General features: G+C 59.7%; 19 protein-coding genes. 8 read left to right on the forward strand and 11 right to left on the reverse strand.

The annotated features are described in order from the left end of the window. From D3P04_RS13925 to D3P04_RS13945, 5 genes are all read right to left on the reverse strand, one after another. Window positions 1–516, reverse strand: coding sequence for a TRAP transporter small permease subunit (locus D3P04_RS13925; protein WP_119749904.1), 516 nt, complete (start codon window positions 514–516; stop codon window positions 1–3). 57 nt (window positions 517–573) lie between these two features. Beyond that, the gene (locus tag D3P04_RS13930; RefSeq protein WP_182912859.1) at window positions 574–1,563 is read right to left on the reverse strand and encodes a TRAP transporter substrate-binding protein; all 990 of its coding nucleotides are present in this window, start codon (window positions 1,561–1,563) and stop codon (window positions 574–576) included. A 46-nt stretch (window positions 1,564–1,609) separates the two neighbouring features. Continuing rightward, window positions 1,610–3,298 (reverse strand): hydantoinase B/oxoprolinase family protein, encoded by a 1,689-nt coding sequence (locus tag D3P04_RS13935; protein WP_119749908.1) that lies wholly within the window; start codon window positions 3,296–3,298, stop codon window positions 1,610–1,612. Next, window positions 3,291–5,348 (reverse strand): hydantoinase/oxoprolinase family protein, encoded by a 2,058-nt coding sequence (locus D3P04_RS13940; RefSeq protein WP_119749910.1) that lies wholly within the window; start codon window positions 5,346–5,348, stop codon window positions 3,291–3,293. The genes D3P04_RS13935 and D3P04_RS13940 overlap by 8 nt, the downstream gene beginning before the upstream one ends. A gap of 235 nt (window positions 5,349–5,583) precedes the next feature. After that, window positions 5,584–6,456: a LysR family transcriptional regulator gene (locus D3P04_RS13945; protein ID WP_119749912.1), complete on the reverse strand. Its 873-nt coding sequence runs from the start codon at window positions 6,454–6,456 to the stop codon at window positions 5,584–5,586. A gap of 222 nt (window positions 6,457–6,678) precedes the next feature. On the opposite strand from D3P04_RS13945, the gene D3P04_RS23875 reads away from it, so the two are divergent. Continuing rightward, a complete protein-coding gene (locus D3P04_RS23875; protein ID WP_182912860.1) occupies window positions 6,679–7,476 on the forward strand; it encodes a response regulator in 798 nt (265 codons plus the stop codon). Here D3P04_RS23875 and D3P04_RS13955 read toward each other — a convergent pair. Next, entirely contained in the window at window positions 7,464–9,866 is a 2,403-nt protein-coding gene (locus D3P04_RS13955; protein ID WP_232845017.1) for an ATP-binding protein, read from the reverse strand. The two genes, D3P04_RS23875 and D3P04_RS13955, sit on opposite strands and share 13 nt — an antisense overlap. 13 nt (window positions 9,867–9,879) lie before the next feature. Next, window positions 9,880–10,659, reverse strand: a complete 780-nt coding sequence (locus tag D3P04_RS13960; RefSeq protein ID WP_182912862.1) for a substrate-binding periplasmic protein — start codon at window positions 10,657–10,659, stop codon at window positions 9,880–9,882. 147 nt (window positions 10,660–10,806) lie between these two features. Here D3P04_RS13960 and D3P04_RS13965 point away from each other — a divergent pair, with 147 nt between their 5' ends. The 4 genes from D3P04_RS13965 to D3P04_RS13980 are packed head-to-tail and all read left to right on the forward strand — an operon-like array spanning window position 10,807 to window position 14,051. Beyond that, window positions 10,807–11,640, forward strand: a complete 834-nt coding sequence (locus D3P04_RS13965) for a transporter substrate-binding domain-containing protein (protein WP_119749920.1) — start codon at window positions 10,807–10,809, stop codon at window positions 11,638–11,640. A gap of 11 nt (window positions 11,641–11,651) precedes the next feature. After that, a complete protein-coding gene (locus D3P04_RS13970) occupies window positions 11,652–12,407 on the forward strand; it encodes an amino acid ABC transporter permease (RefSeq protein WP_119750158.1) in 756 nt (251 codons plus the stop codon). Then, the gene (locus D3P04_RS13975) at window positions 12,397–13,290 is read left to right on the forward strand and encodes an amino acid ABC transporter permease (RefSeq protein ID WP_232845007.1); all 894 of its coding nucleotides are present in this window, start codon (window positions 12,397–12,399) and stop codon (window positions 13,288–13,290) included. Before D3P04_RS13970 ends, D3P04_RS13975 begins: the two co-directional genes overlap by 11 nt. 11 nt (window positions 13,291–13,301) lie before the next feature. Continuing rightward, on the forward strand, window positions 13,302–14,051 hold the full coding sequence (locus tag D3P04_RS13980) for an amino acid ABC transporter ATP-binding protein (protein WP_119749922.1): 750 nt from the start codon (window positions 13,302–13,304) through the stop codon (window positions 14,049–14,051). A 257-nt stretch (window positions 14,052–14,308) separates the two neighbouring features. Here the strand turns inward: D3P04_RS13980 and D3P04_RS13985 are convergent, their stop codons facing one another. Genes D3P04_RS13985 through D3P04_RS14000 form a run of 4 tightly spaced genes read right to left on the reverse strand, consistent with a single transcriptional unit; the run spans window position 14,309 to window position 19,322 of the window. Further along, window positions 14,309–14,920, reverse strand: a complete 612-nt coding sequence (locus D3P04_RS13985) for a hypothetical protein (protein ID WP_119749924.1) — start codon at window positions 14,918–14,920, stop codon at window positions 14,309–14,311. Beyond that, window positions 14,921–17,794, reverse strand: coding sequence for an FAD-dependent oxidoreductase (locus D3P04_RS23880; RefSeq protein ID WP_220475342.1), 2,874 nt, complete (start codon window positions 17,792–17,794; stop codon window positions 14,921–14,923). It abuts the gene before it with no gap. 7 nt (window positions 17,795–17,801) lie between these two features. Then, complete coding sequence (locus tag D3P04_RS13995) at window positions 17,802–18,071, reverse strand: sarcosine oxidase subunit delta (RefSeq protein ID WP_119749926.1); 270 nt, start codon at window positions 18,069–18,071, stop codon at window positions 17,802–17,804. A 9-nt stretch (window positions 18,072–18,080) separates the two neighbouring features. After that, the gene (locus D3P04_RS14000) at window positions 18,081–19,322 is read right to left on the reverse strand and encodes an FAD-dependent oxidoreductase (protein ID WP_119749927.1); all 1,242 of its coding nucleotides are present in this window, start codon (window positions 19,320–19,322) and stop codon (window positions 18,081–18,083) included. 511 nt (window positions 19,323–19,833) lie between these two features. Between D3P04_RS14000 and D3P04_RS14010 the strand changes: the two genes are divergently transcribed. The 3 genes from D3P04_RS14010 (at window position 19,834) to D3P04_RS14020 (ending at window position 23,498) form a co-directional block, all read left to right on the forward strand. Next, window positions 19,834–21,651 (forward strand): polysaccharide pyruvyl transferase family protein, encoded by a 1,818-nt coding sequence (locus D3P04_RS14010; RefSeq protein WP_119749930.1) that lies wholly within the window; start codon window positions 19,834–19,836, stop codon window positions 21,649–21,651. A gap of 99 nt (window positions 21,652–21,750) precedes the next feature. After that, window positions 21,751–22,821, forward strand: a complete 1,071-nt coding sequence (locus D3P04_RS14015) for a hypothetical protein (protein WP_182912863.1) — start codon at window positions 21,751–21,753, stop codon at window positions 22,819–22,821. Continuing rightward, complete coding sequence (locus D3P04_RS14020; protein WP_119749934.1) at window positions 22,821–23,498, forward strand: ABC transporter ATP-binding protein; 678 nt, start codon at window positions 22,821–22,823, stop codon at window positions 23,496–23,498. The genes D3P04_RS14015 and D3P04_RS14020 overlap by 1 nt, the downstream gene beginning before the upstream one ends. Window positions 23,499–23,500 lie beyond the last annotated feature (2 nt).

Genomic DNA, 23,500 nt, shown 5'->3' on the forward strand with positions numbered 1-23,500 from the left:
TTATTCCCCCTCGATCTGTTCTTCCGGGACACCATTGATCACGGTGTCGATCGCCGAAGCCACAAGCTGAATCAGGAAAATCACCAGGCCGGCGAAAAGCGCGGCGTCGATATACCAGGTCGGCGTCGCCATCAGGCTGGGACTGACTGAACCGCGCGTATAATCGCGCATCAGGATCAGCCAGATATAGCGGGTCATGAAAGCGAACATGGCGAATGTCGCCATGATGCAGAACAGTTCGACGGCAATGGCGATCTTTCCCCTGAGAAAGCGGCGTAGCAGGCTGACGCGCACATGCTTGCGGCTCATGAAGGTGTGGCCCATCGCCATAAAGGCCATCGCGCCGGTCGCATAACCGACATATTCGCCCATCGAATTGGTCGAACTTGCGAAAAAGTTCCGCAGGATAATTTCAAGGATGATGTGAATGACCATATAGACCAGAAGGGCGGCCGCAACCGCGATTCCAGCGCCCGAGCAGATCTCGGACACACGAATGACTGTACGCGAAAGCATGTTTCCAACCTCGGGAATTGAGTTGCGGGCGCGCAACCATACGCGCGCCCAGTCAGATTACGACCCACGCTTTTCGGCGTATTCGTCCAGGATTTGCTGTCCGACAGGCCCGACATTACTTAGCCATTCATCGTAAACCTCCTGACCGGACTGGCGCAGAAACTCAAGAAAATCAGCGGGAACGTCAGTGGTGATGGTGACGCCATTGGCGCGCATCTCTTCAAAGTTCTGCTCCACACGCTTTTCAAGATCTTCCCAGGCCGCGTCGCTCGCCTTTTCGGCGGCGGCGCGGATGATGTCCTGTTGTTCAGGGGTCAGGCTGTCGTAGATGTCCTTGTTCATATGGGTCATGTTCAAGGCCATCGAATAATTCACCGCGGTGAAGTCATCGAGGAATTCCCAGAACTTGGAACTTGCCCCGCCATCTGCGGAAGTCAGGACCGAATTGATGCTGCCCGCGGCAAGCTGCGGGACGGTATCCGCCCAGCTGATCTGGACAGCGGTGGATCCGGCATTCGAAAGAGTCCGCACGCCGCTGGCGTCCCAGCCACGGATCTTGAGATCCTTCATTTCCTCGGCAGAAGTGATTGGCTCTTGCGCCCAGATACCTGAAGGCGGCCATGGCGTCGCCCAGAGCAATACCTGATTATGCTTGTCGAACAATTCCTCGTAATGCGGGCGCGCGACCTCCCAGAGAAGTTTCGCATCGGCATTCGTGTTGGCGATAAACGGCAGCGACGATAACAGGAACAGCGGCTCTATGCCCGACAGCGAAGTGGTGATGGTATCGGCCATATCCAGCGCGCCATCGCCCACCGCATCGAACTGATCGACCGATTTATATCCGATCGAGCCACCGTAATGGCCGGTGATCGTCATTTCGCCCCCAGAGGCTTCCTGCACCGCCTCGATAAACACCTGATCCGCCTGCCCCATGATGGTGCTTTCACCGTATTCATTGGCAAGATCCCAGGAATAGCTTTGCGCCATGGCGGCCCCTGACATTGCCATCAGGGAAAATGCCGCACTCAGGATTCTGTTCTGCATGTTATTTTCCTCTCTGTTGATTTGTGGACAACGGCGGTTCTTATCGTTACGCGACCTTTTCCGAGACATAGTTTTCGGCAACGAAAGTCTCGGTGAATTTGCCCGAGACCAGATCCTCGCGAATTGCCTCGGCCGTCCGCTCGCCGGGGTCGCCGTAACCTCCGGCTCCGGGGGTTTCGATCACCACCACGGTTTCATCGGTCACAAAAATTCCCGTGACCTTGGATGGCAGATTTCTGGATGTGCCATCGTCGTTGCGCAAATGGAATTCACCCGTCGCCCCCGGCTTGCCACCGAAGATGCCCCAGGGCTGGTGGCGGAAACGGTCACCGACGCCGTTGAATTCACACAGATGACCAATCGGACGGATCGCCCGCCGGATGCCCATCCCGCCGCGATATTTTCCTGCTCCGCCTGAATCGGTGATTAGCGAATATTCCTCGACGCGCAGCGGATATTCCAGCTCGATCGCCTCGACCGGAAGGTTGGCGGTATTGGTGATATGGACCTGAACACCATCCTTGCCGTCCTTGCCTGCCCTTGCACCCATACCGCCGCCAAGAGTCTCCAGATAGACATAGGAATTTCCCGTCTGCGGATCTGTTCCCGCGAAGACGGCACTGGTATTGGCTCCGTTGGCCGCCCCGACAACCCGGTCGGGCAGCGCATCGGCAAAGGCGCCCAGCACGACATCCACCACCCGCTGACATGAATTTGCCCGCATCGCCACAGCCGCCGGATGGATGCAGTTGACGAAACTTCCCGGCTCTGCCCTGATCTCGATCGCATCGAAAATCCCCTGATTGTTGGGAACTTCGGGATCCAGCAGCGATTTAAGCGCATAGCAGACCGCCGATTTCGTGGTATTCAGCGTCATGTTGAAATTGCCCGGAACCTGCGGCGAGGTCCCGGTGAAATCGAAGACGATCTTATCGCCTGTCTTTCTGACGGTCAGGGCGATCCGCACATCCTCGGTGCCCAATCCGTCATCATCCATCACATCGGCAAAGCTGTATTCGCCGTCGGGAACGCTGGCGATGGCATTGCGCATCCGCAGATTAGTGCGGTTGACGATCTCGTCACACAAAACCGCCAGATGATCCGCCCCGTGACGCGCGATCACCTCTTTCAGACGTTTCACCCCGATCTTGACCGCCGCAATCTGCGCATTCAGATCGCCCAGCCGTTCATTCGGCAAGCGCATGTTCAGCAGCAAAAGCCGCATGATGTCATCGCACAGCTCACCCTTGCGGAAAAGGCGCAGGATCGGGATTCGCAGCCCCTCCTTGTAGATCTCGTTCAACCCGCCCGACATCGAGCCGACCGAGGCCCCGCCCACATCGGCATGGTGCACGATATTGGCCACGAAGCCCAGCAACCGGTCGCCGTCGAAAACCGGCATCGCCATGTTGATATCCGGCAGATGCGACCCGCCCGCCACATGGGGGTCATTGGCGATAAAGATATCGCCCGGCGCGAGGCTGTCGGAATATTGCTTGTGGATCAGCCCGATCAGGCCGGACATCGAGGCAAGGTGGATCGGCAAGGCGTTTTCGGCCTGAACGATCAGCCGACCGTTCCGATCCGCAATCGCGGTCGAATGATCGTGTCTTTCCTTGATATTGGTCGAGAATGCGCTGCGCATCAATGTCAGGAAGCATTCATCGGCGATCGAGCGCAGGCTGTTCCAGCTTATCTCGGTCGTGATCGGATCAAGCGATACGGCATCAGCCATCGTTACGCTCCATAATCATGTTCATTGCGGCATCGACCGAAATCGTCCAGTCGGGCGGCACCAGCGTGGTGGTATCGAATTGCGTGATCAGGGCCGGGCCGCTGATGCGAGCGCCTTCGGCCAGCCCGTCGCGATCATAGACCGGGGTCGGCACAAAGCCTGTCCGTTCGAACCAGATCTGCTCGGTTGCGGCGGGCTGCGCCTTACCCGAGGGACGTGCCGCATCGACCGCCTGCTTGGCAAATTCCATCGTCGCGCGGATGCGGACATTGACGATCTCGACGCCGGCATCGGGGTCGTGATGACCATAAGCGGCTTCATGCTGCCGGAAGAAAGCCTGTTTCAGGGGCTCGACCGGCGGCAATCCTGTCGCGTGGCGGCCGGTACCGATCTCGACCGGCAATTCATAGTTTTGGCCGATATAACGCAGGTCCAGAATGACGGTCTGGTTGCGGCTGATAATGAAAGCGGAATCGTCGCCCTGTGCCGCCAGCCATTCCTCGGCCTGCTTGCTCAGCCGGCTGACCGCCTCGGCAATGATCGTCAGATCATCGTCAAGCGGACAGCGGCAAGTGGTGACATAGTTTTCCTGCAAATCTGCGACGATCAGCCCCTCGGCGCAGAGAATGCCCGGCGCGCGGGGAACAAGGATCCGGCGCATGGCGAGGATATCGGCCACATCCGCCGCATGCAGACCGCCTGCGCCACCAAAGCACATCAGGGTGAAGCCGCGCGGATCCTGCCCTTTCTCGATGGTGACCGCACGAATGGCGCGTGCCATATTCGAAGCGGCGATGCTGACGATACCATGCGCGGCCATTTCCAGCGACAGATCAAGCGGCCTGCTGATCTCTTCGATGGCGGTCCGGGCCAGATCGCTGTCGATCGGAAAGCCATTGGCAAGACGCGCCGGCAGGCGGCCCAGCACCACATTGGCGTCCGAAACCGTCGGCTTGTCGCCACCCCGCGCATAACAGGCCGGGCCGGGCACGGCGCCCGCGCTCATCGGGCCGACTTTCAGCAGCCCGTCGGCGCCCAGATGCGCGATGGATCCTCCACCTGCACCGACAGTATGAATATCGACCGTCGGCAGGCGGATACGGAAACCCGCGATGTCGCGCAGGTTCGAGGTTCCGACCTTACCGTCCTGTATCAACGCGACATCCGTGCTTGTGCCGCCGATATCGAGAGTGATGATGTTCCCGATCCCGGACATCCCGGCTGCGGCCGCCGCCCCGACTGCACCCGCGGCTGGCCCCGAAAGCGCCGTGCGAACCGGAAAGCGGGATGCCTGTTCAATGGACATCAACCCTCCCGCTGACTGAAAGATGCCAAGCGCGGCCTTTGGCGCGACCTTCTGGATCGCCGAACTCAGCCGGTCCATGTAACGTCCGACCTCGGGTTGCAGGAAGGCATTGATGACCGTGGTCGAGAAGCGTTCATATTCGCGGAATTCAGGATGCACTTCGCTTGAAATCGAGACGCAGAGATCCGGATAGGCATTGCGCAAAGCGGCCGCGATACGTTCTTCATGAGCAGGATTGAGGAAAGAAAAGATCAGGCAGACCGCAAGCGATTCGACATCGGTCATCGGACCGAGTTCCGCGATGATGGCATCGATCTCGGCATCGGTCAGTTCGATGATCGCCTCTCCTTTCGGGCCGATCCGCTCGGAGATCTCCAGACGATGTTCCCGATCGACCAGCGGCGGCGGAGCGTCGGTTTGCAGGTCGTAGATGGCCGGGCGGACCTGACGGCCGATTTCCAGCAGATCGCGGAAACCGCGGGTGGTCACCAAACCGGTTTTCGGCCCTTTCCGCTGCAGCAAAGCGTTGGTCGCGACGGTCGTGCCATGGGCAAATCGGGCGATATCATCGCCGGCGATTTCGGCCTTTTCCTGCAATTCCCGTAAGCCATTCAGAATCGCCTCGGATGGGTCATGCGGCGTCGACGGGCGCTTATGCAGGACCGAAAGTCCCGTTGATAATTGCCGTGCCGAAAAATCGGTGAAGGTTCCACCCACATCAACACCGATCACCCAATCTCCCATCTATATCCTCCTGATTTTTAATTATAATTATGGGGACCCCAATGTCCCACAACTCGATTCTCAAATATCAGTATGCAAATTGGATGCCGTACGTCAAACGATTCCAGATGAAAATCATCAAAAAATCGCATTGAGTGTTCAGTTTGGATTCTGAAAATAAGCGTGAAACAGGACCTGCTGCAGCCTTCGCAAGCGAGGAATCCCCCGGCAAAGGCACGCCCCGGAAAACGATCATTCAGGCTGAGAACAGGTCCGATACCCAGTTCGTGAAAATCCGCACCGCTTCGGTCTCTTTGCGCTTGGCGTGCCGGCTCATGGACAGCACATGCGGCACGGCGATCCCCGGCCCCAAAGGCGCAATGATTCTGCCGGATGACAGGTATCCTTCCGCATAGGTCGCATAAAGAACCGTCAGACCGGCCCCGACCGCCGCAAGATCAAGCGCCGAGATCGCGGTATCGACACGCAGCACCGGCAGCCCCGATCTCCGGGGCACTCCCATGCCGTCCGACCACATGTCCCAAAGCGAATATTTTCCTTGAATTTCGATCTGTGGGATGTCTTCAAGCGATGCCTTTGTCCCCAGACGCTCAGCATGCTGCCCGGCCCCCACCAGAACCAGTCGTTCATGGGACAGCACGATTGCCTCGGACGGTATCAGGTCGCGCTTTTCAAAGGCGAAACTGACATCGGCCAGATCGATATTGGGATCCGTCCAGATGGAGCTGTTCAATTGCACGGCGATACCGGGATTACCGGCAAGAAATTCGGGCAGTCGCGGCGCCAGCCACAGATTCAGAAAAGAAATCGGCCCCGATATCGTTATACCCTGCCGTTCGCGGCGACCGGTCAGGCCACAGGTCGCGGCCTCGGCCATGTCCAGCGCCTGCGTGATACCCGGCAGATAGGCCTTTCCGACCGAGCTGAGTTCCAACCCGCTTGGTTGCCGGCGAAACAGCGGGCGGCCGAAATACTGTTCAAGCGCCCGCACCCGCTGACTGATGGCCGCCTGCGTGCAGTTCAGCTCTTCCGCAGCGCGGGTAAAGCTGAGATGCCGTGCCGCAGCCTCGAAAGCCTGAAGATAAACAAGATGGGGAAGTTCGCGCATTGGCTTTGCTTACAGCTTTTCGGGACAGGATACAGGACTCTCTTTTCCCGCGGCGGGAGTACCGATATTCGGACAATCTTGCGCACTCAATGAATCAAGAATAACGGTTTTTTGCAAAATCAAACAACAGGAAACCTGTCTTTCCATCGGCTTCCGCATCGCATGATGAAAGTCCTTGGTGCCCCTTGCATAACCGTCCCGGCCCAAGCAATCCTGACCGTCATGGAGAATCTCAAGCGAAACCTGCCGCCACTGACGAGCCTTGTCGCCTTTGAGGCCGCGGCTCGTCTAGGCAGTTTTTCCGATGCCGCGCGTGAATTGAATGTCACGCGCGAGGCCGTCAGCCGGCAAATCCGCGCGCTTGAAGCGCATCTCGGCCTGTCGCTGTTCGAGCGCAGCGCCAACAGCACCGTGCTGCGGGACTGGGGCGCGCGCTATTTCGAGACAGTGTCCGGCAATCTGGAAAATATCGCGCTGGCCTCGGTCGCGATCCGGGGCGACGAGGATGAGAGCGTTCCGCCTGAACTGCCGGTCGAGTCCGATCAGGAACACATCCTGATCGTCGATGACATGGCTGCCAATATCCGCAGGTTGCAGGACGTACTTCAGGATCGATATCAGATTACCGCCCATACCCGTGCCGAGGACGCGCTTGACTGGCTGCTTGCCGGAGGCGCGGCCGATCTGATCATGCTGGACGTGCGAATGTCGGGGATGGACGGTTATGCGCTTTGCCGCAGGCTCAAGGCGATGCCGCATTATGCCAAGGTGCCGGTCATGTTCCTGACCAGCCTCGATGCCCCCGAGGACGAGACCGAGGGATTTTCGGTTGGCGCCTGCGACTATATCGCCCGACCTTTCGCCCCGGCCGTGCTGCTTGCCCGGATCAGGGTGCAACTGGACCTGCGCAGCTCCAACCTCGCGCTGGAGAACCTGTTGCAGCGCCGGGCAGATCGGCTGGAACGGGCCGAGACCTTGTTGGCCGATATCCGTAACAGGCTGGCCGATTACGGGGATTGATCGCCGTTCGGACCCATTGCGGCATGGCGCAGACGATCCAGCGCCGCCTCGATTCGCGGCATGTCCACGGGCTTTTCCTGCACAACATGACAAAGTTCGGTCGCGCCCAGCTGCAAGGCTGCGCCTCTGATCGCATGCAGCGCCTCGGCCAGCGGCACCTTGCCGGCCAGCAATTCGCGCCAGTCCTCGATCTCGTCGGGGATCCGGGCCTTCCAGCGCGCGGCCATCCGCTGATCGCCCCCGGTATTCCGCACCAGCGCGGCATCGTCCAGCACCGGCATGGCATCACGGAATACCGTGGTCAGCGTGTCCAGCAGGGTCGCACCGGTCAACGGCTTGGGCAGGAAGGCGGTGAATCCCGCGTTCCTGCAGGCCAGCCGCGTTTCGGTCGAAACATCCGCGCTGGAAGCGATGACGGGGATCGTCAGCCCCCGCCCGCGCAATCTGCCCATCAGGGCGATCCCGTCCATTTCCGGCATGTGCAGATCGGTGATGATGGCGTCGGGATGCTGATGGTTCAAAGCCGTCAGCGCGGCCGATGCACCCGGCACCGAGACAGCTCTGACACCATTGCGGCGCAGCAATTCCTCCATCACCTCGCGGTTGATCTTGCGGTCCTCGACCACAAGGACACGCTTTTCCCGCAATGCCGGGGATGACGGAAGCTCCGCATCTGCCTGTTCCACCGCCATGCGTAATTCGCGATGGGTCAGCGGCAGGGGCAATTCCGTCCCGTCAAGCGACAGGGTTCCGTCAGCCAGCCGCAGCCGGCGGCCATCGGTTTCGCCGGTCATCCGCGCACGGTGCAGCATCCGCCCCAGCCGGACCTGCATCCGGAGATCGGGGATATCCAGCAACGGTCGCGGCAGGATGGATGCCGCAGCGGCTTGTTCCGCCGGATCAAGCGGCAGGTCCAGAATGAACAGACTGCCCATATCCGGCCGGCTACGCAAGGCAAGCCTGCCGCCCATGCCCTCGGCCATCTCCTGGGCAATGGCAAGGCCAAGACCCGTGCCCGACACTTCGCGCGAGATGGTTGCATCCGCCTGAGTGAAGGGATCGAAAATCACCGCCTGATCCCTTTCGGCAATCCCGGTGCCGCTGTCGAAAACGGAAAACCGCAACCGATCGCCCCGGCGAAAAATCCGTAATGCGATCCGGCCCCGGGTTGTGAACTTCACTGCATTGCTGGTCAGGTTCAGCAGAATCTGCGTCAGTTTCTGACGATCGCCCGTGATCATCAGTGGCACAGCCGGGGCGATATCGCCTTCCAGCTGTGGCGAAGGCGCGCCGATCAGGACCCGCGTCTGGGCGATCACCTCGTCAAAAACAGCATCGACGGCGAAAGGGCGTTGCTCGAAAACCATATGGCCGCCTTCCAGCTTGGACAGATCCAGAACGCTGTCGATGCTGCGCAGCAACTGGCGGGCAGCGCTTTGCATATCCGTTACCTGACGCCGCGAGGCCAAAGGCAGCCGCTCGGCCAGAAGCAATTCCGACAGGCCGGTAATCGCGTTCAGCGGGGTCCGCAACTCATGACTCATATTGGCCAGAAAAGCCGATTTCGCCCGCGATGCCGCAAGTGCGTCATTGCGCGCAACCACCAGTTCGGCGGTGCGCTGTTCCACCTCTTCGCGCAGATGATCACGGTAACGTTCCATCTGCGCGACCGTGCGCGCGAAATCCTGTGCCAACCGCGAAATCTCGTCATCACGCGAACCAAGCCGCCCTGCCGCCGGGCCGGTCAGGCGAAAGCCCTGCCCCTCTCGCAGACCCTGCGCCGCGCGGCTAAGCACGCCCAGCGGCGATATGATGTAGCGTCGCGTCAGCAGGAACAACAGCGCGGCCAGAAGCAGCGCCTGCAATACGGCGGTCAGCACGATGCGCAGCGCCTGCTGAGCGAAATCATTATAGAATCCGGCGAATGAAAAGGTCACATCCAGCCTTGCGATTGCCCGCACCCCATCCGGGGCCCGCAGCACGATCTCGCGCTTTTGGGTCAGCCGTTCGGCGGGCACCAATCCGCTTGTGACCAGGGCGGGAATCTCGGCTGCGGGCCGTTCCACCTGAAACCGGGGTATCTGCGCGATCCGCAATTGTTCGGGTGACAGCAGCAGATCCTCTATCCACAGCGCACGGATCAGCGGATCGTCCACCAGCCGGTCCAGAATGGCCTGAACCGTCATCAGATCCACGTCCCAATAAGCGCGCTCCAGCTGCGGTGTGGCGGAATAGAGAATTCTATCGGCGTTGCCGGTGGCAATCTTGATGCCACGCCGCAGATCGGCAAGCGCGCTCGCGCCACCCAGCCCGACGCCGGAAACGATACTGACCAAGGCCCCGGCCAGCACCAGCCGCCGTGCGATACTGCCTGTTCCCGCAAGACGCATCACGAAGGGCGCCTCATTCGCCCAGCCTCTCGCGCAGGATGGCCGGGATCCGGCCCTCGACATGCATCCGGGTCAGCACGGGGCCCAGCCGGTCATGTTTTTCCTGTCCGGCGGCGGTCCGGCTGAACCCGACGAAACGGCCCTGGATATCCAGGGCGGTGGGCAGGGTCCGCACCCTGTCCTCGATCTCCAGTTTGCGCATGGCGTGATGCAGATTGGCCTCGCCCCCCACGATCACGTCAGCCCGGCGCAAAAGCAGCTTGCGCAGGCTGGTTTCGTCATCGATCGAGCCCTCGTGATGGAAATGCGTGGCGCTGTCAAAAGCGGGCGTATAGCTGAAACCATCCACCACGCCAACCGAAAGCCCCGTCAGATCATCGAGATTGGTGAAATCGGCCAGCGGCGCATCCGCCATCACCACAAAGACTATGCGCGTCGTCCGCAAAGGTCCGGTCATCAGCCAGCTGCGGAAACGCTGGGGGGTGGGCGCCAACTGGAACAACCCGTCAGCCTCGCCCATATCCGGGGCAAGCAATGCCCGCCGCCATGGCAGCGGCACGAAATGCATTCCGATTCCCATCCGCGCGGCAGCTTCGGTCAGAATGTCGATATCGGCGCCGACGAACCGGCCCTTCTCCATATGATTATAGGGCGCGAATTCGTCCATCCCGGCCATGGTCCAGATCTCGGGCTGCGCGCGCAGAACGGCAGGCGCCGCCAGACAAGCCGCGCCACCCACCAGCGCGGATAGCAGGCACCGGCGGCACATCCCGCCATCGGTCATGTCGGCCATGTTGCTCATTTCACCCAGCATGATGGCGTGAAGACCCTGTCTCTGTCGGGTGAAATAAAGTTGCCGCAGGAGGGCAATGTTTTCGCCTCTCACACCTGACCGGTTTGCTTTGATAACCCTGTCATAATCATAGGGAGAGACAAATACATGAAAAATGTCGTTACCGCACTTCTCGCATCCGCGATTACACTTGCCCCCATGGCGGCGGCCGCAGAAAGCTGTACGAATGCCGGACTGAAGCGGGTTCAGGATCGCGGCACTCTGATCGCGGGCGTCAAGGCCGATTACAAGCCCTGGGGCTACCGCGACACTGACGGCAATATTGTCGGTCTGGAGATCGATCTGGCGCAGAAGATCGCCGATACGCTTGGCGTCGGGCTGGAACTGGTGCCGGTGATCGCCTCGAACCGGATGCAATTCCTGCAGCAGGGTCAGATCGACGTGATGGTCGCCACCATGACCGATACCGCCGACCGGCGCGAAATGGTGGGCATCAAGGGGCCGAACTATTACGCCTCGGGCACCGCCGCTCTGACGCCCAAGGCCGTCGGCATGACCGAATGGACCGAACTGAAAGGCAAGCCCGTCTGCGGTGTCCAGGGATCGTTCTATCTGCAGAAGATCGAGCAGGAATACGGCGCCACCATCGCCGCCTTCAACAACGCCGCCGAGGCCAAGCAAGCTCTGCGCGACAAGAAATGCGTGGCTTTCGTCTATGACGATACAACCATCAGCGCAGATTACGCCGCCGGAGGCTGGGAGGATTTCGAGATTTCCCTGCCAACAGAGGATTTCGCGCCCTGGGGTATCGCGGTCGCCAAGCCGGAAGAAAACTGCGCTCTGGGCCAGATCGTGTCGGGGCTGCAATATGCCTGGCACCGTGACGGCACGCTGATCGAGCTCGAGGAAAAATGGGAAGTCACCCCCAGCCCCTTCGTAGCCGAGATGCATGAGCGGATGGCCGATCCGCTGGCACAGTAAGGCCCATGCCGATGTTGGCGGAAATACAGGATTTTTTCCGGGAACTGGCCGCGACGTCGCCACACTGGAACTTCATCTGGATCTATGATCCGGTTCAGATGAACCGGGTTCTGACCGGCTTGTGGATGACGGTCAAGCTCAGCCTGTTCTGTCTGGTGTTTTCGGTCATCATCGGCATCGTCGGCGCATGGGCACAGGAGTCGAGAAGCCGGTTTCTGCGTGGGATCGTACAGGTCTATGTGCAATTCTTCCGCAACACACCGCCGCTGATCCAGCTTCTGTTCTTCTATTTCGCCCTGGGCCAGTTCACCCCCAGCTACAGCCCCGACGGCTGGCTTGAGGTGCCAATCATCTCGAATGTCGGCTGGGCGATCATCGCACTGTCTTTCTTTGCGGGCGCGTTCAATATCGAAATCTTCCGTGCTGGCGTCGAGGCGGTGCCGACCTCTACCCGCGAGGCAGCCGAATCGTTGGGAATGACACGTCTTCAGACCTATACGAACGTGGTTCTGCCGCTGACGCTGCGGATCTCGCTGCCGGCGCTGTCGGCAAATCTGGTCAATCTGGTCAAGACGACCAACCAGGCATTCGCCATCGCGGTGCCCGAATTGCTGTATCAATCCGTTTCCATCTGGAATGATTTTCCCTCGGCTCAGAAGCCCACCATGTTGTTGATGATGATCTGTTATCTGGGGCTGGTCGGTTTGCTGTCGGCCGGTATGGGGCAATGGGAACGCAAGCTGAGGATCCCCGGCTATGGCACATAAAATGCCCGTTCCGATGTCCTGGAATCCGGTGGATAAGGGCGCGCTGCCGGTTTTGCTGCCCTTTACGCCCCGCGGCCCGGCCTATGACGATTTCTTTGCTACGCGCTGGCTGGCCTCTATCCCGGCATTCTGGTTTCTGGCGCTGGCGACCCTGTTTCCCGCCATGGTCATGGCGCAGGCCGGGACCGCCGCGATCCGGACACCACTGGAGAAGCTGTTCCAGTGGATGCCGTTCCTGTTCACACAGGGCTTTCTGTTCAACGTCCTGATCTCGGTTCTGGCGATGGCGATCGGAACCGCTATCGGCGCCTTCGCCGGGCTGGCGCTGATTTCGCGCTCGCGCATTCTGCGGGGCGTCATACGCGTCTATGTCACATTCTTCCGCAATGTGCCCTGGCTTGTGCTGCTGTTCATCGTGCTTTTGTCCTTTCCCTTCCAGCTTCGGATTTTCGGCACGGTGATTCCATTTCCCGGCTGGTTCAAGACCGTGATCGGCCTTGCGCTTCCGGTTTCCGCCAATATCGCCGAGGTGGTACGCGGCGCCGTCCAGTCCGTTCCCACCGCTCAGTGGGAGGCTGCTGAATCGCTTGGCTTTACGCGTCGGCAGACCATCTGGCAGATCATCCTGCCGCAATGTTTCAAGCGGATGCTGCCGCCCTGGATGAACTGGTACGCGATCCTGACCATGTCCACGCCGCTTTGTTCGTTGCTGGGCGTCGGAGAAATCATCAGCCTGACCCGGCAGGCAATGGAGGCCGAGGGCAATCAGCCGGAATTGCTGATCCCCTTCTACGGCTTCGCCCTGCTATTGTTCCTTGCATACTGCTATCCGATCGCCCGCCTGACCATGCGGCTCGAGCGTCGGTTCGCGGTCAAAAACTGAAAGGGTGTCCCATGACCAACTGGACCGCCGATCAACCCATCGTCCGGCTGCGCGACGTTCACAAATCCTTTGGCCAGGTCGAGGTCATTCGCGGCATCAGCATGGATGTCATGAGGGGCGAGGTGATCTGTATCATCGGCCCTTCGGGATCGGGCAAATCCACCCTGATCCGCTGCATTAACGCACTGAACGATATTCAGGCCGGCTCAATTCAGGTCGAGGGCCAGGAGGTCCATGGCCCCAAGCTCGACAAGCTGGCCCTGCGACGCAAGGTCGGGATGGTATTTCAGCAATACAACCTGTTTCCGCACAAGACCGCATTGCAGAATGTGATGATGGCCCCGATCAAGGTGCTTAAGGAAAAACCTGCCGAGGTCGAGGCCCGCGCCCGCGCCCTGCTGAAAAAGGTACGCCTAGAAGGCAAGGAAAACCAATATCCCGGCGAATTGTCTGGCGGGCAGCAGCAGCGCGTGGCCATCGCCCGCTCTCTGGCCATGCAGCCCGATGTGATGCTGTTCGACGAGGTGACGGCGGCACTGGATCCCGAAACGGTCAAGGAGGTCCTTGTCACCATAAAGGATCTGGCCGCCGAGGGCATGACCTGCATTCTGGTCACCCATGAGATGGGTTTCGCGCGCGAGGTCGCGGACCATATCTATTTCACCGATCGCGGCATCATCGTCGAACACGGGCCTCCGGCCGAGTTCTTTACGCAGGCCAGGGACCCGCGCACCCGCGCCTTTCTGGATCAGGTGCTGTAAACGGGTCATCGGCCGGGGCGCTATCCCGCCCTCACCATCCGAAAGCCCACAATGGGGCATGTCGCGCCCGCCCGGCTTCGCTTCCTTTCCTTCTCCTCTGCTTCTTCTTTGTCCAAATACCTCAGGGGTCCGGGGGCAGCGCCCCCGGCCATCGCGGGACGCAAATAACCGGCGTTTCCGATTCAGCGCGACACGCTCTTCTCCCAGCTCATCAGATCAATCAGGTTTTGCTTCGGCTTTTGGTGCAGGGCGGACGATCAGCCCGCCAATCGGCCCATCCCGAAATCCGGCAGGATATCCGCAATGAAATCTGCCGCATATTCGGATGAGGCAATATCGAACAGCATATCCAGCCCCGGCTGGCCACCTCGTTCATTGCGGATCAGCACCGCATCCATATGCATGGCACGCGTCTGCATCACTGTCCCCGGCCCGAAGACATGGATCCGGCTGTCAATCCCGGTCAGAAGCGGCAATGCCTCGGGCACAGCCGGTCCGGACAGGTTCAGCCAGCACCAGCTTTCCTCTCGATAGGCGTCAAATCCCCTGGGATCGGGCGCATCCCGCCATTCCCGCCGCAATTGCGCCAGCCGGGGCGATCCGGCGATGGGATCGGCCAGAATGACAAACTCTTCCGCGCCCAGCCGGGCGATGGTCATGCCATCGGTTTCGATCGCGTGATCCATGCTTTCCGGTAGAGGGTAACCACAAGCAATCAGCCACGCGGTGGTGCCGGGGCCGCGCAATCCGAAACGCGGTAATGCGGACAGATCGAGCAGCCGGTTCCGCCGATCCGCCGGCCAAGTGGCCAGCAAGGGCAGCCGATTTTCAAGCGGCCAGTTCCGGGCCGGTATGATATGCGGGGTCATTTACATCTCCTGCCTTGTATTCTCTGCGTCATAGAAAGGCAAAGCCGTGACCTCTGCGTCGATCTCGGCCCCTGTAAAGCCGCGCAACCTGATCTGCGCTCCCGGCCCGGCCTGATCGGGCGCGACATAGGCAAGTCCGATCCATTTCGCCAGGCTGGGCGAATACCCGAATGAGGTAACATGACCGACGGGATGTCCCTCCTTCAGCACCAATGAGGATTCCCCTATCTCCGCCATATTCTCGCCCGGCAGAACGAAACCGCAAAGGCAGCGCTTCTCGCCAAGCCTCCTTCGCCGTTCGATTGCGGCCTTGCCCATGTAGAAAGGCTTTTTGCGCGATAATGCCCACCCCATATCCAACTCATCCGGCGTGGTCAGCGCATCGGTATCCTGACCGATGATGATATGACCCTTTTCCAGCCGCAGGATACGCGAGGCTTCAAGCCCATAAGGTCGCAGGCCCAGATCCGCGCCCGCCTCGAGCAGTGCCGCCCAAAGACCCGCCGCATGGGATTGCGGCAGATGGATTTCATAGCTGAGTTCGCCGGTAAAGCCGATCCGCATGACCCGGACCGGACAGCCCACTAGTTCGCCCCTGCGGCCATCCAGAAAGGCAAAGCCCTCGCGGCTGAAATCCAGCGTGCCGGACAGGCGTTGCAGCACCTCGCGTGCGCGGGGACCGGTCAGGTTGATCGCCGCAAAGGCTGCGGTAACGTTCTGGATATCGACATTCATGCCGTGGATGGTCTTTTGCAGCATCATCTCGGCATAAAGCCGCTCGACCGCGCCTGTGGTGGCCGTGACATAGAAATGGTCCTCCGCCAGCCGAAAGGCCACGCCGTCATCCAGGATCGAGCCCATCTCGTTCAGGGCAAGGCAGTAACGGACCCGGCCAACGGGCTGCGAGGCATGCGCCATCGTATAGACACGATCGAGAAAGACCGCCGCATCCGGCCCGCGCAGTTCCAGCTTGCCAAGGGTCGATACGTCCAGCATCCCCGCTGCCTCGCGGACCATGCGGATTTCGCGACGGATCGCATCGGCCACAGAATCCTGCCCCGGATAGACGAAAGGACGCCACCATGCGCCGACCGGCATCATCCTCGCGCCCGCAGCCAGATGCGCGGCATGCAGCGCGGTGTGGCGATACCGCTCGGGCGTGGTATCGGCCAGCAGACCCAGCTTTTCGGGGCCGAAGGGTGGGCGCGAAGTGGTGATACCGATCTCGGCCAGACTGCGTGCGGTCTTCCGGGCGACGATTCGCGCCGTCGCCAGCGCGGCATGGCGACCCTGCGACGGACCCATGCCAACGGTGGAATAGCGTTTGACCAGTTCCAGCTCACGATAACCGTCGGCGACGGTATTTTCGATATCCTTGACCTGCAAATCCTCGTCGAAATCAACGAAATCGCGGCCTTTCGGATGTGCCAGCAAAGGTGTCACTCGCCGCCATCCGGTCTGCACCGGAGGCAGATCCGGCGCGACAGCCAACCCCAACCCTGCTGCAGCCCTTGTCCCGGCGATCTCGCCGCTGGCGATCACCGCGGCCAGATCGAACAGGCCCGCCACCGCTCCGGCAAGATGGATATGGGCCGGCACATCGGTGATCGAGAAATGCGTACCGCTGTCATCCGAGGACAGCCGCGCCCCGGCATGCAACGCAAGCTGATAGCCCGGCGTATAACCCCCGGCCATGACCAGCAGATCGCAATCCAGCCTGGTTCCGGCACCTTTGCCGTCCTGAATCTCGACCGCCTTCAGATGCAGGTTGCCCCGCGCCTGAAGAATACGGCAACCGCGCATGACCCGAATCCCACGCCGGGCCAGTTCGACTGACAACCCATCGCGATCCCCGACCTCGGGATCAACGACGGCGGCAATCTGCAGGCCCGCATCGTCAAGATCCAGCGCCGTCAGATAGCCGTCGCGATCGCAAGCATAAACCACCGCTCGCTGACCGGGGCGCACAGCGTAATGCCGCATCAGCCGTTGAGCAGCCGAGGAAAGCATCACCCCCGGCAGGTCGTTATTGCGAAATGTCAGAGGCTGTTCATGCGCCCCCGTCGCCAGTACCAGTTCCGAGGCACGAATACGGATCAGGCGGTCACCATACAGGACCGGCATCCAGTGATCGGTGAAATACCCGTTGCAGGTCGCGCCCGGCAGGACGGTGAGATTCGGCAACATCGCTGCCCTGTCCCCAAGACCGGCCAGCTTTTCGGCCGCGTCAGCGGTTTCGACGTCAAAGCGGGCATAGGTCAGCGCACCGCCCAGATCGGGTTCTTTTTCAACCAGAAGCACATCCGCCCCCGCCTCGGCCGCGCGGATCGCGGCGGCCAGACCCGCGGGTCCCGCGCCCACCACCAGCACATCGCAATACCGGGTTTCCTTGAGATAGCGGCGTGGCGCCGGATCAAGGTTGACCACGCCAAGCCCGGCGGATTTGCGGATGATCGGCTCCCACCATTTCAACCAGCTGTTCCGGCCGGGGCCGAAGAAGCTGCGATAATAAAAACCCACCGGCAGGAAGCGGCCCAGATGATCGATGATGCGTCCCCGATCCCGGCGCAGACTGCCGCTGACATTCTGCGGCATGACCGAGATGCCCTCGGTGACCGGGCGCAGATCGGCGCGCGCATTGGCCTCATCCCCGATCTGGACCAGCGTATTGGCATCCTGTCCCGCCATGGTCAGGATGCCGCGTGGACGGTGATACTTGAAGGATCGCGACAGGATCCACTCGCCATTCGCGGCCAGCGCGCTGGCGATGGTATCGCCGGGATGGGCCGCCATGCTGCGTCCCTCGAAGGTAAAGCCGATATGGGCGCTGCGGTCGATGCGGCTGCCCCAGCCATTGCCAAGTCTGTTCATCATGCTGCGCTCATGGATTCATCTGTGGTTTGTCTGCGTCCGGCCTTTGCAGATAGGTCCGCAGGATTTCATCGGTGATCAGATTGCGTTCGGCGATGAACACGGTGCTGGACGGCGTATGACGCCACCATTCACGCAATACACCCATCGGATTGGGCGCATGAAACAGGCGGGTGATCAGGTTTTCATCCGTCGCCTCGGACGCATCATGGACGGGACCAAGCCACTGGAATTCCGAGATGTTGCGGGGCCCGTTCACCGGGCAAGTCATGATTTTCATCGCCTGTTCCTAATGCCCGGCAGCCGTGGCGCCCATTTCGTTCAACAGCTCGAACCGTTCGAAACGCGCCAGAGCAAAGGGCGTCAGAAGATCCGGCACCCGCCCCGTCGCGATGGTTTCCGCCATGCGTTTTCCGGCCACCGCCGTCGCCTTGAACCCCCATGTCCCCCATCCGGCATCAAGCCAGTAATTCTGCAGGGGCGACGCTCCCATGATCGGGCTGAAATCGGGCGTGATATCGGTGATCCCGGCCCATTGCCGCAAAATCTTGACATTATGCAGGAAGGGCATCAGCTGCAGCGCGCCGGTCGCCAGCGCCTCTTTCTGCGGCAGGCTGGAGCGCGTGGAGATCAACTGATAGGGATCGGTTCCGCCGCCGATCACGATCTCCCCGCGCGAGGACTGCACCAGATAAGTGTGCAGATTCGAGGATGACAGCAGGATATCCATGAAAGGTTTCAGCGGCTGCGTTACCATGGCCTGCAAAGGAAAATTCCGGATCGGCAACCGGATCCCGGCCATTTCCCCGATACGCCCGTTCATCCCACCCGCCGCTTGCAGGACCTGCCCCGCCACGATGGTGCCGCGATTGGTATGCAACTCGGTCACGCGGCTGCCGGTGATGCCGAAGCCCGTGACCTCCGTGCGCTGATGGATCTCGACGCCCTTTTCGGCGGCCCGCTTGGCATAGCCCCAGGCCACGGCATCATGGCGCGCGGTACCGCCATCTGCATGCCATAACCCGCCCAGGACCTCGTGCTGGCCGCCGAAATCCATGTTCACATGCGGGCACAGTGTCTGCACCGTCCTGGCATCGACGACCTCGGCGCGAATGCCGGCATGCTTGCCCATTTCCGCACGCAGCCGAAAACTGCGCATCGCCGCGTCGGAATGGGCCAGCGTCAACTGACCCCGCTGCGAGAACATCACATTGAAGCCAAGCTCCTGCGACATGTTTTCAAACAGCGACAGGCCCTCGCGATAGAATTCGATCGAGGGCAGAGTCAGATAGTTCGACCGGATCGTCGTCGTGTTCCGCGCCGTATTGCCCCCGGCGAGATAGCCTTTTTCCAGCACTGCGATGTCGGAAATGCCGTGATAATGCGACAGGTAATAGGCCGCCGCCAACCCATGCCCGCCGCCGCCGATGATCACCACATCATATCGCTTGCGCAGATCGGGGGTCGCGGGAATGTCGCCATAGGGCCGATGCCCCCGTCTCAACCCGTATTTCAGCAATTCCATCGGCATTGATCTACCCCGCTTTCCGCCCTCCATCTGGCTTGCAGGGGGCAGTTCGCGCAAGAAAAGGAACTTTGCCCTCTGACCTCGTTTTTATTATGGGAAGAAAAGAAAACCGGCCCGACGATCAATTGTCGCGATTCACATCGAGCTTCTGGATGCGAAGGGAAAGCCATCCCGGCATTTACGAATGCGCGTCGTTCCGATCGCACGTGACCGCCAGAAGGCGAATGAGCACAAATCGGCCTAAATTTTCAAAATTCGCGATCAGGGCCGTCCGGAAGGCGCTGCCGAGAGGTACGAAAAACCTGTTGGAGCCGCTCAAAGAATATAAAACTTTTTGCAGCAGCCACATCGATGAATAAATTTCGCTGAAATTTGGTAAAATTTGCAAGTTTTTGTCTCTTTTCAGCCCATCTATTGCTGACAGACGCAGTTTCAACCTAAAATAGAGGCGAAAATTGCAAGAGTGGTGATAATTTTGCAGATACCTGTACGAGCCGAAAGCGGAACCCAGATCATGCATTTCGGCGCACCGATTTCACCAGAAGTCCTTTTCTGCTCATTCCATACGCCGGACGACTATTATGCACAGTCGGCGGCAACGTTGCGGAACTCGCTTGATCGTCTGGGCATCGCCCATGAAATTGCGGAAGTGCCCAAGGCACCGGGCGAAGAATGGCTGGAAATCTGCCGTAAGAAGATCCCTTTCCTGCATTCGGTCTGCGAGCGGAACCCCCATCGCAAGATTTTCTGGATCGATATCGATTGCGACATCGATTATCTACCGGATTTCGTTTCAGATTTTTCAGCCGATATCATCGGTTTCCAGCGCGGCTTCGGCCATCCGATGCGGATCGGATATTCCAACACATCCCGCTTCTGGGAGCCATGTTTCTGGGGCATCAACACGACTCCGGCGGCGCGCGATTATATTCGCGATGCCTATGCGGCCTGTAACAACATAAGTCTGCGTGCGACGGATGATTTCTTTTTCGAAGAAGCATGGCGCAAAAATGCCGAACGCCTCACCTTCCAGATGATCCCGTCATCGGCGTTGCTGGGACGCGCGAACTTCTCTGAAGGCGAACGCCGCCCCTTCTTCTATTTCGGCTCCAGTGGCAATGTCACAGCCTTCAAGGGGCTGGCGGCCCAGCATAATCGTTCTAGCGCCACGCATAATGGCAGCAGGCTAAGGCCTGAAATGAAGGCAATGGCTTTGAAAGCCGCGCGGCAGGTGCAGACCGCCCTGCCCCAGCGTGTCGCCATTCCGTTGCGCAGACTCTCGGACGAAATCGGGCTGACGGAATATCTGTCGCCAAGCTTGCCCGCTTCGCGGCAATTGTCGCCGCGCAGTATTTACAACATCATACATGATGCGCGTGAAGGTCGTCATGACGCGGTTCACACCCGGATTGCAGATATCACCTCGCGCCGTCTGTTGGGAAATGCCGACCGCGTCGTGATCGGGGCGGCATTCGCGTTACTGGATTACGCCACATCCCCGAAAGGCGATGCTTTGCCCCTGCTATGGTGGGACAAACCCTATCCCGGGAATTACGGAGACTGGCTTTCGCCCCTGATCCTGCAAGGGCTGTTCGACCGGCCCGTGCGTTTTCAGCGCCCTGACGAGATGAATGCAGCGCCTCATCTCATGGCAGTGGGTTCTGTCGGGCGGTTCGCACAGCGCAGCTCCGTCCTTGCGGGAACCGGTTTCAGCCGTGCAGATACCAGCATCGCGCCGAATGCCACCTATATCTCGCTGCGAGGACCATATTCCGCCAAGCTTGTTGCCGAGGCAGGAGGTCGGAAAATAGACCGCTTTGGCGATCCGGCGGCGATTCTACCCCGGCTTATCCCGCTGAAGCGCCACAGGACGAACGGGCGATTGGCGCTGATACGTCATTTTGCACATCGCAACATCTCTTTGCGGTTGCCCGAAAATGTTGACGAACATTCCGTTCTGGTATCCCGCCGCAGCGATATCGAGGCATTGATCGGAACGCTTCTGCAATATGATGCGGTGCTGACCAGCGCGATGCACATCTATATCACCTGTCAGGCTTACGGCATTCCCGTCGCCCTCATTACCTTTGAAGGATTCGAGGACGCGGTTAGCGGCGACAACCTCAAATATCGCGATTATGCCGCCGGTGTCGGTCTGCCGGAACGCATGCCGCAAAGCATCGGCCACGACCTGCGTCATCGCGCGCTTGAATATCTCGTTCACGAAGATCGGATTCCTGCTGCCGCTATGGATGAGGTCGAAGCGGCACTGACCGATGCCGTAGCCGTCTATGACGGGATATCCAACCCCGAACGCAAGAATGGACGGTAAACCTTGAAAGATCTTGATCCTCCATTGCGCGTAAAATCCGCAAACCCACGTATCCCGGCACCTGTCGGACAAGCGGGCTGGGCCAAAAGGCACACGCTGGTGATTGGCAGCTTCTTGCTGCTATTTGCTTTGCCCGCCCTGCTTGTCACCACTTACATGTTCCTGATCGCCAGGGATCAATATGTCTCGGAAGTTTCATTTGTGGTGCGTGACGAAGAGGCGCAGAATCTGGGTATTCTTGCCGGGTTCGGGCTTCCGTCGGTGGGCAATACGACGACCGATGCGCAGATCCTCTATAAATACCTGCGTAGTCCGAATTTCGTCAACAAGCTGGATCGGGAAATCGGATTGCGGGCCCTTTATACCAAGCCCGAGGGCGACCGGTTCTTCACGCTTGGCGAGAACTCCAGCCTCGAGGAACTGGTCGCATATTGGCAGCGAATGGTCACGATCAGCGTGGATTCCGCCACGGGAATGATCGAGATTGAAGTTCGCGCCTTTACGTCAAAAGACGCCAATCTGATTGCGCAAAGCATTCACAGGGCGGCGGGCCGGCTCGTCAACACGATCTCGGACGAAGCGCGAGACAATACCTTGCGTTATGCCCGGCGTGATCTGAAGCAGACGGAAGAGCAACTTGCCGATGCGCGGATAGCCCTGGCGCAGTTCCGCGATGAGTACAAACTCATCGATCCGCAAGCGCTCATTACCACCAACGCGACCATCATCACCAGCCTGTCGCAGGAGATGACCGAAGCAATGGTCCAGCTTGAAACCCTGCGCGAGCAGGGTACGGCTGATGTGCGCATCAATCAGGCAGAAATGCGCGTCGACGTCCTGCAGCGTCGGATCGAGCAGGAACAGCAGCGCTATGGCGGCGACACGACGGGCGACGTCAAGTTCAGTACCGTCGTCGATAAATATACCAAGCTGCAACTCGATCTGGAACTCGCGGAGAAAAGCTATTCCATCGCGCTTGGCGGCGTAGAAGCGGCACGGTCGAAATCGGAACAGGACAGCCGCTATCTGGCAACTTTCGTCGAGCCCACGCTCGCCGAGACGGCGACCCGCCCGCGGCGGCTGATGATCACCGTTCTGGCCGTCACCTTCATCTTCATCGGCTGGCTCAGCCTTGTGCTGATCGGCTATAGCAACCGTGACCGTCACTGATGATCAGGCTGGAAAACTTATCAAAAAGCTTCACCGTCAATGGCCGCACCACAGTGGTTGCCCGCGATGTCAACGTGACCTTCCCGTCCGGCGCCAGCATCGGTCTTCTGGGACAGAATGGTGCGGGGAAGTCCACATTGTTGCGAATGATCGCAGGAGTGGTGCGCCCGGATCACGGCAAGGTGGCGACCACGGGAAGCGTCTCGTGGCCGGTCGGCTTTGCGGGCAGTTTCCATCCCGAACTGACCGGAGCGCAGAACACGCGCTTCATAGCCCGCGTCTATAATGTCAATGCCGACAAACTCCTGACCTTCGTCGCCCGCTTTTCCGACCTGGGACATCATCTGTATCTGCCTTTCGGGCATTATTCGTCAGGCATGCGTTCGCGTCTGGCTTTCGGAGTCTCGATGGGCATCTATTTCGACACCTATCTGGTGGATGAGGTGACCTCGGTCGGGGATGGCAATTTCCGCGACAAGAGCCAAGCCTATTTCCGCAACCGCCTGCTGAACAGCGGCGCGATCATGGTCTCGCATTCGATGAGCATGATACGTTCTGTCTGCAATGCCGCCGCAGTGCTTCACGAGGGGCATCTGACATATTTCGAAGACGTGGAACAGGCCATCGAGGTCCATTTGTCGAATATCGGCGCCGGTAGCAATAATGACGAGGACTAGGT

It is taken from the genome of Paracoccus onubensis, from assembly GCF_003591515.1.
In the GTDB taxonomy this organism is placed as follows: domain Bacteria; phylum Pseudomonadota; class Alphaproteobacteria; order Rhodobacterales; family Rhodobacteraceae; genus Paracoccus; species Paracoccus onubensis.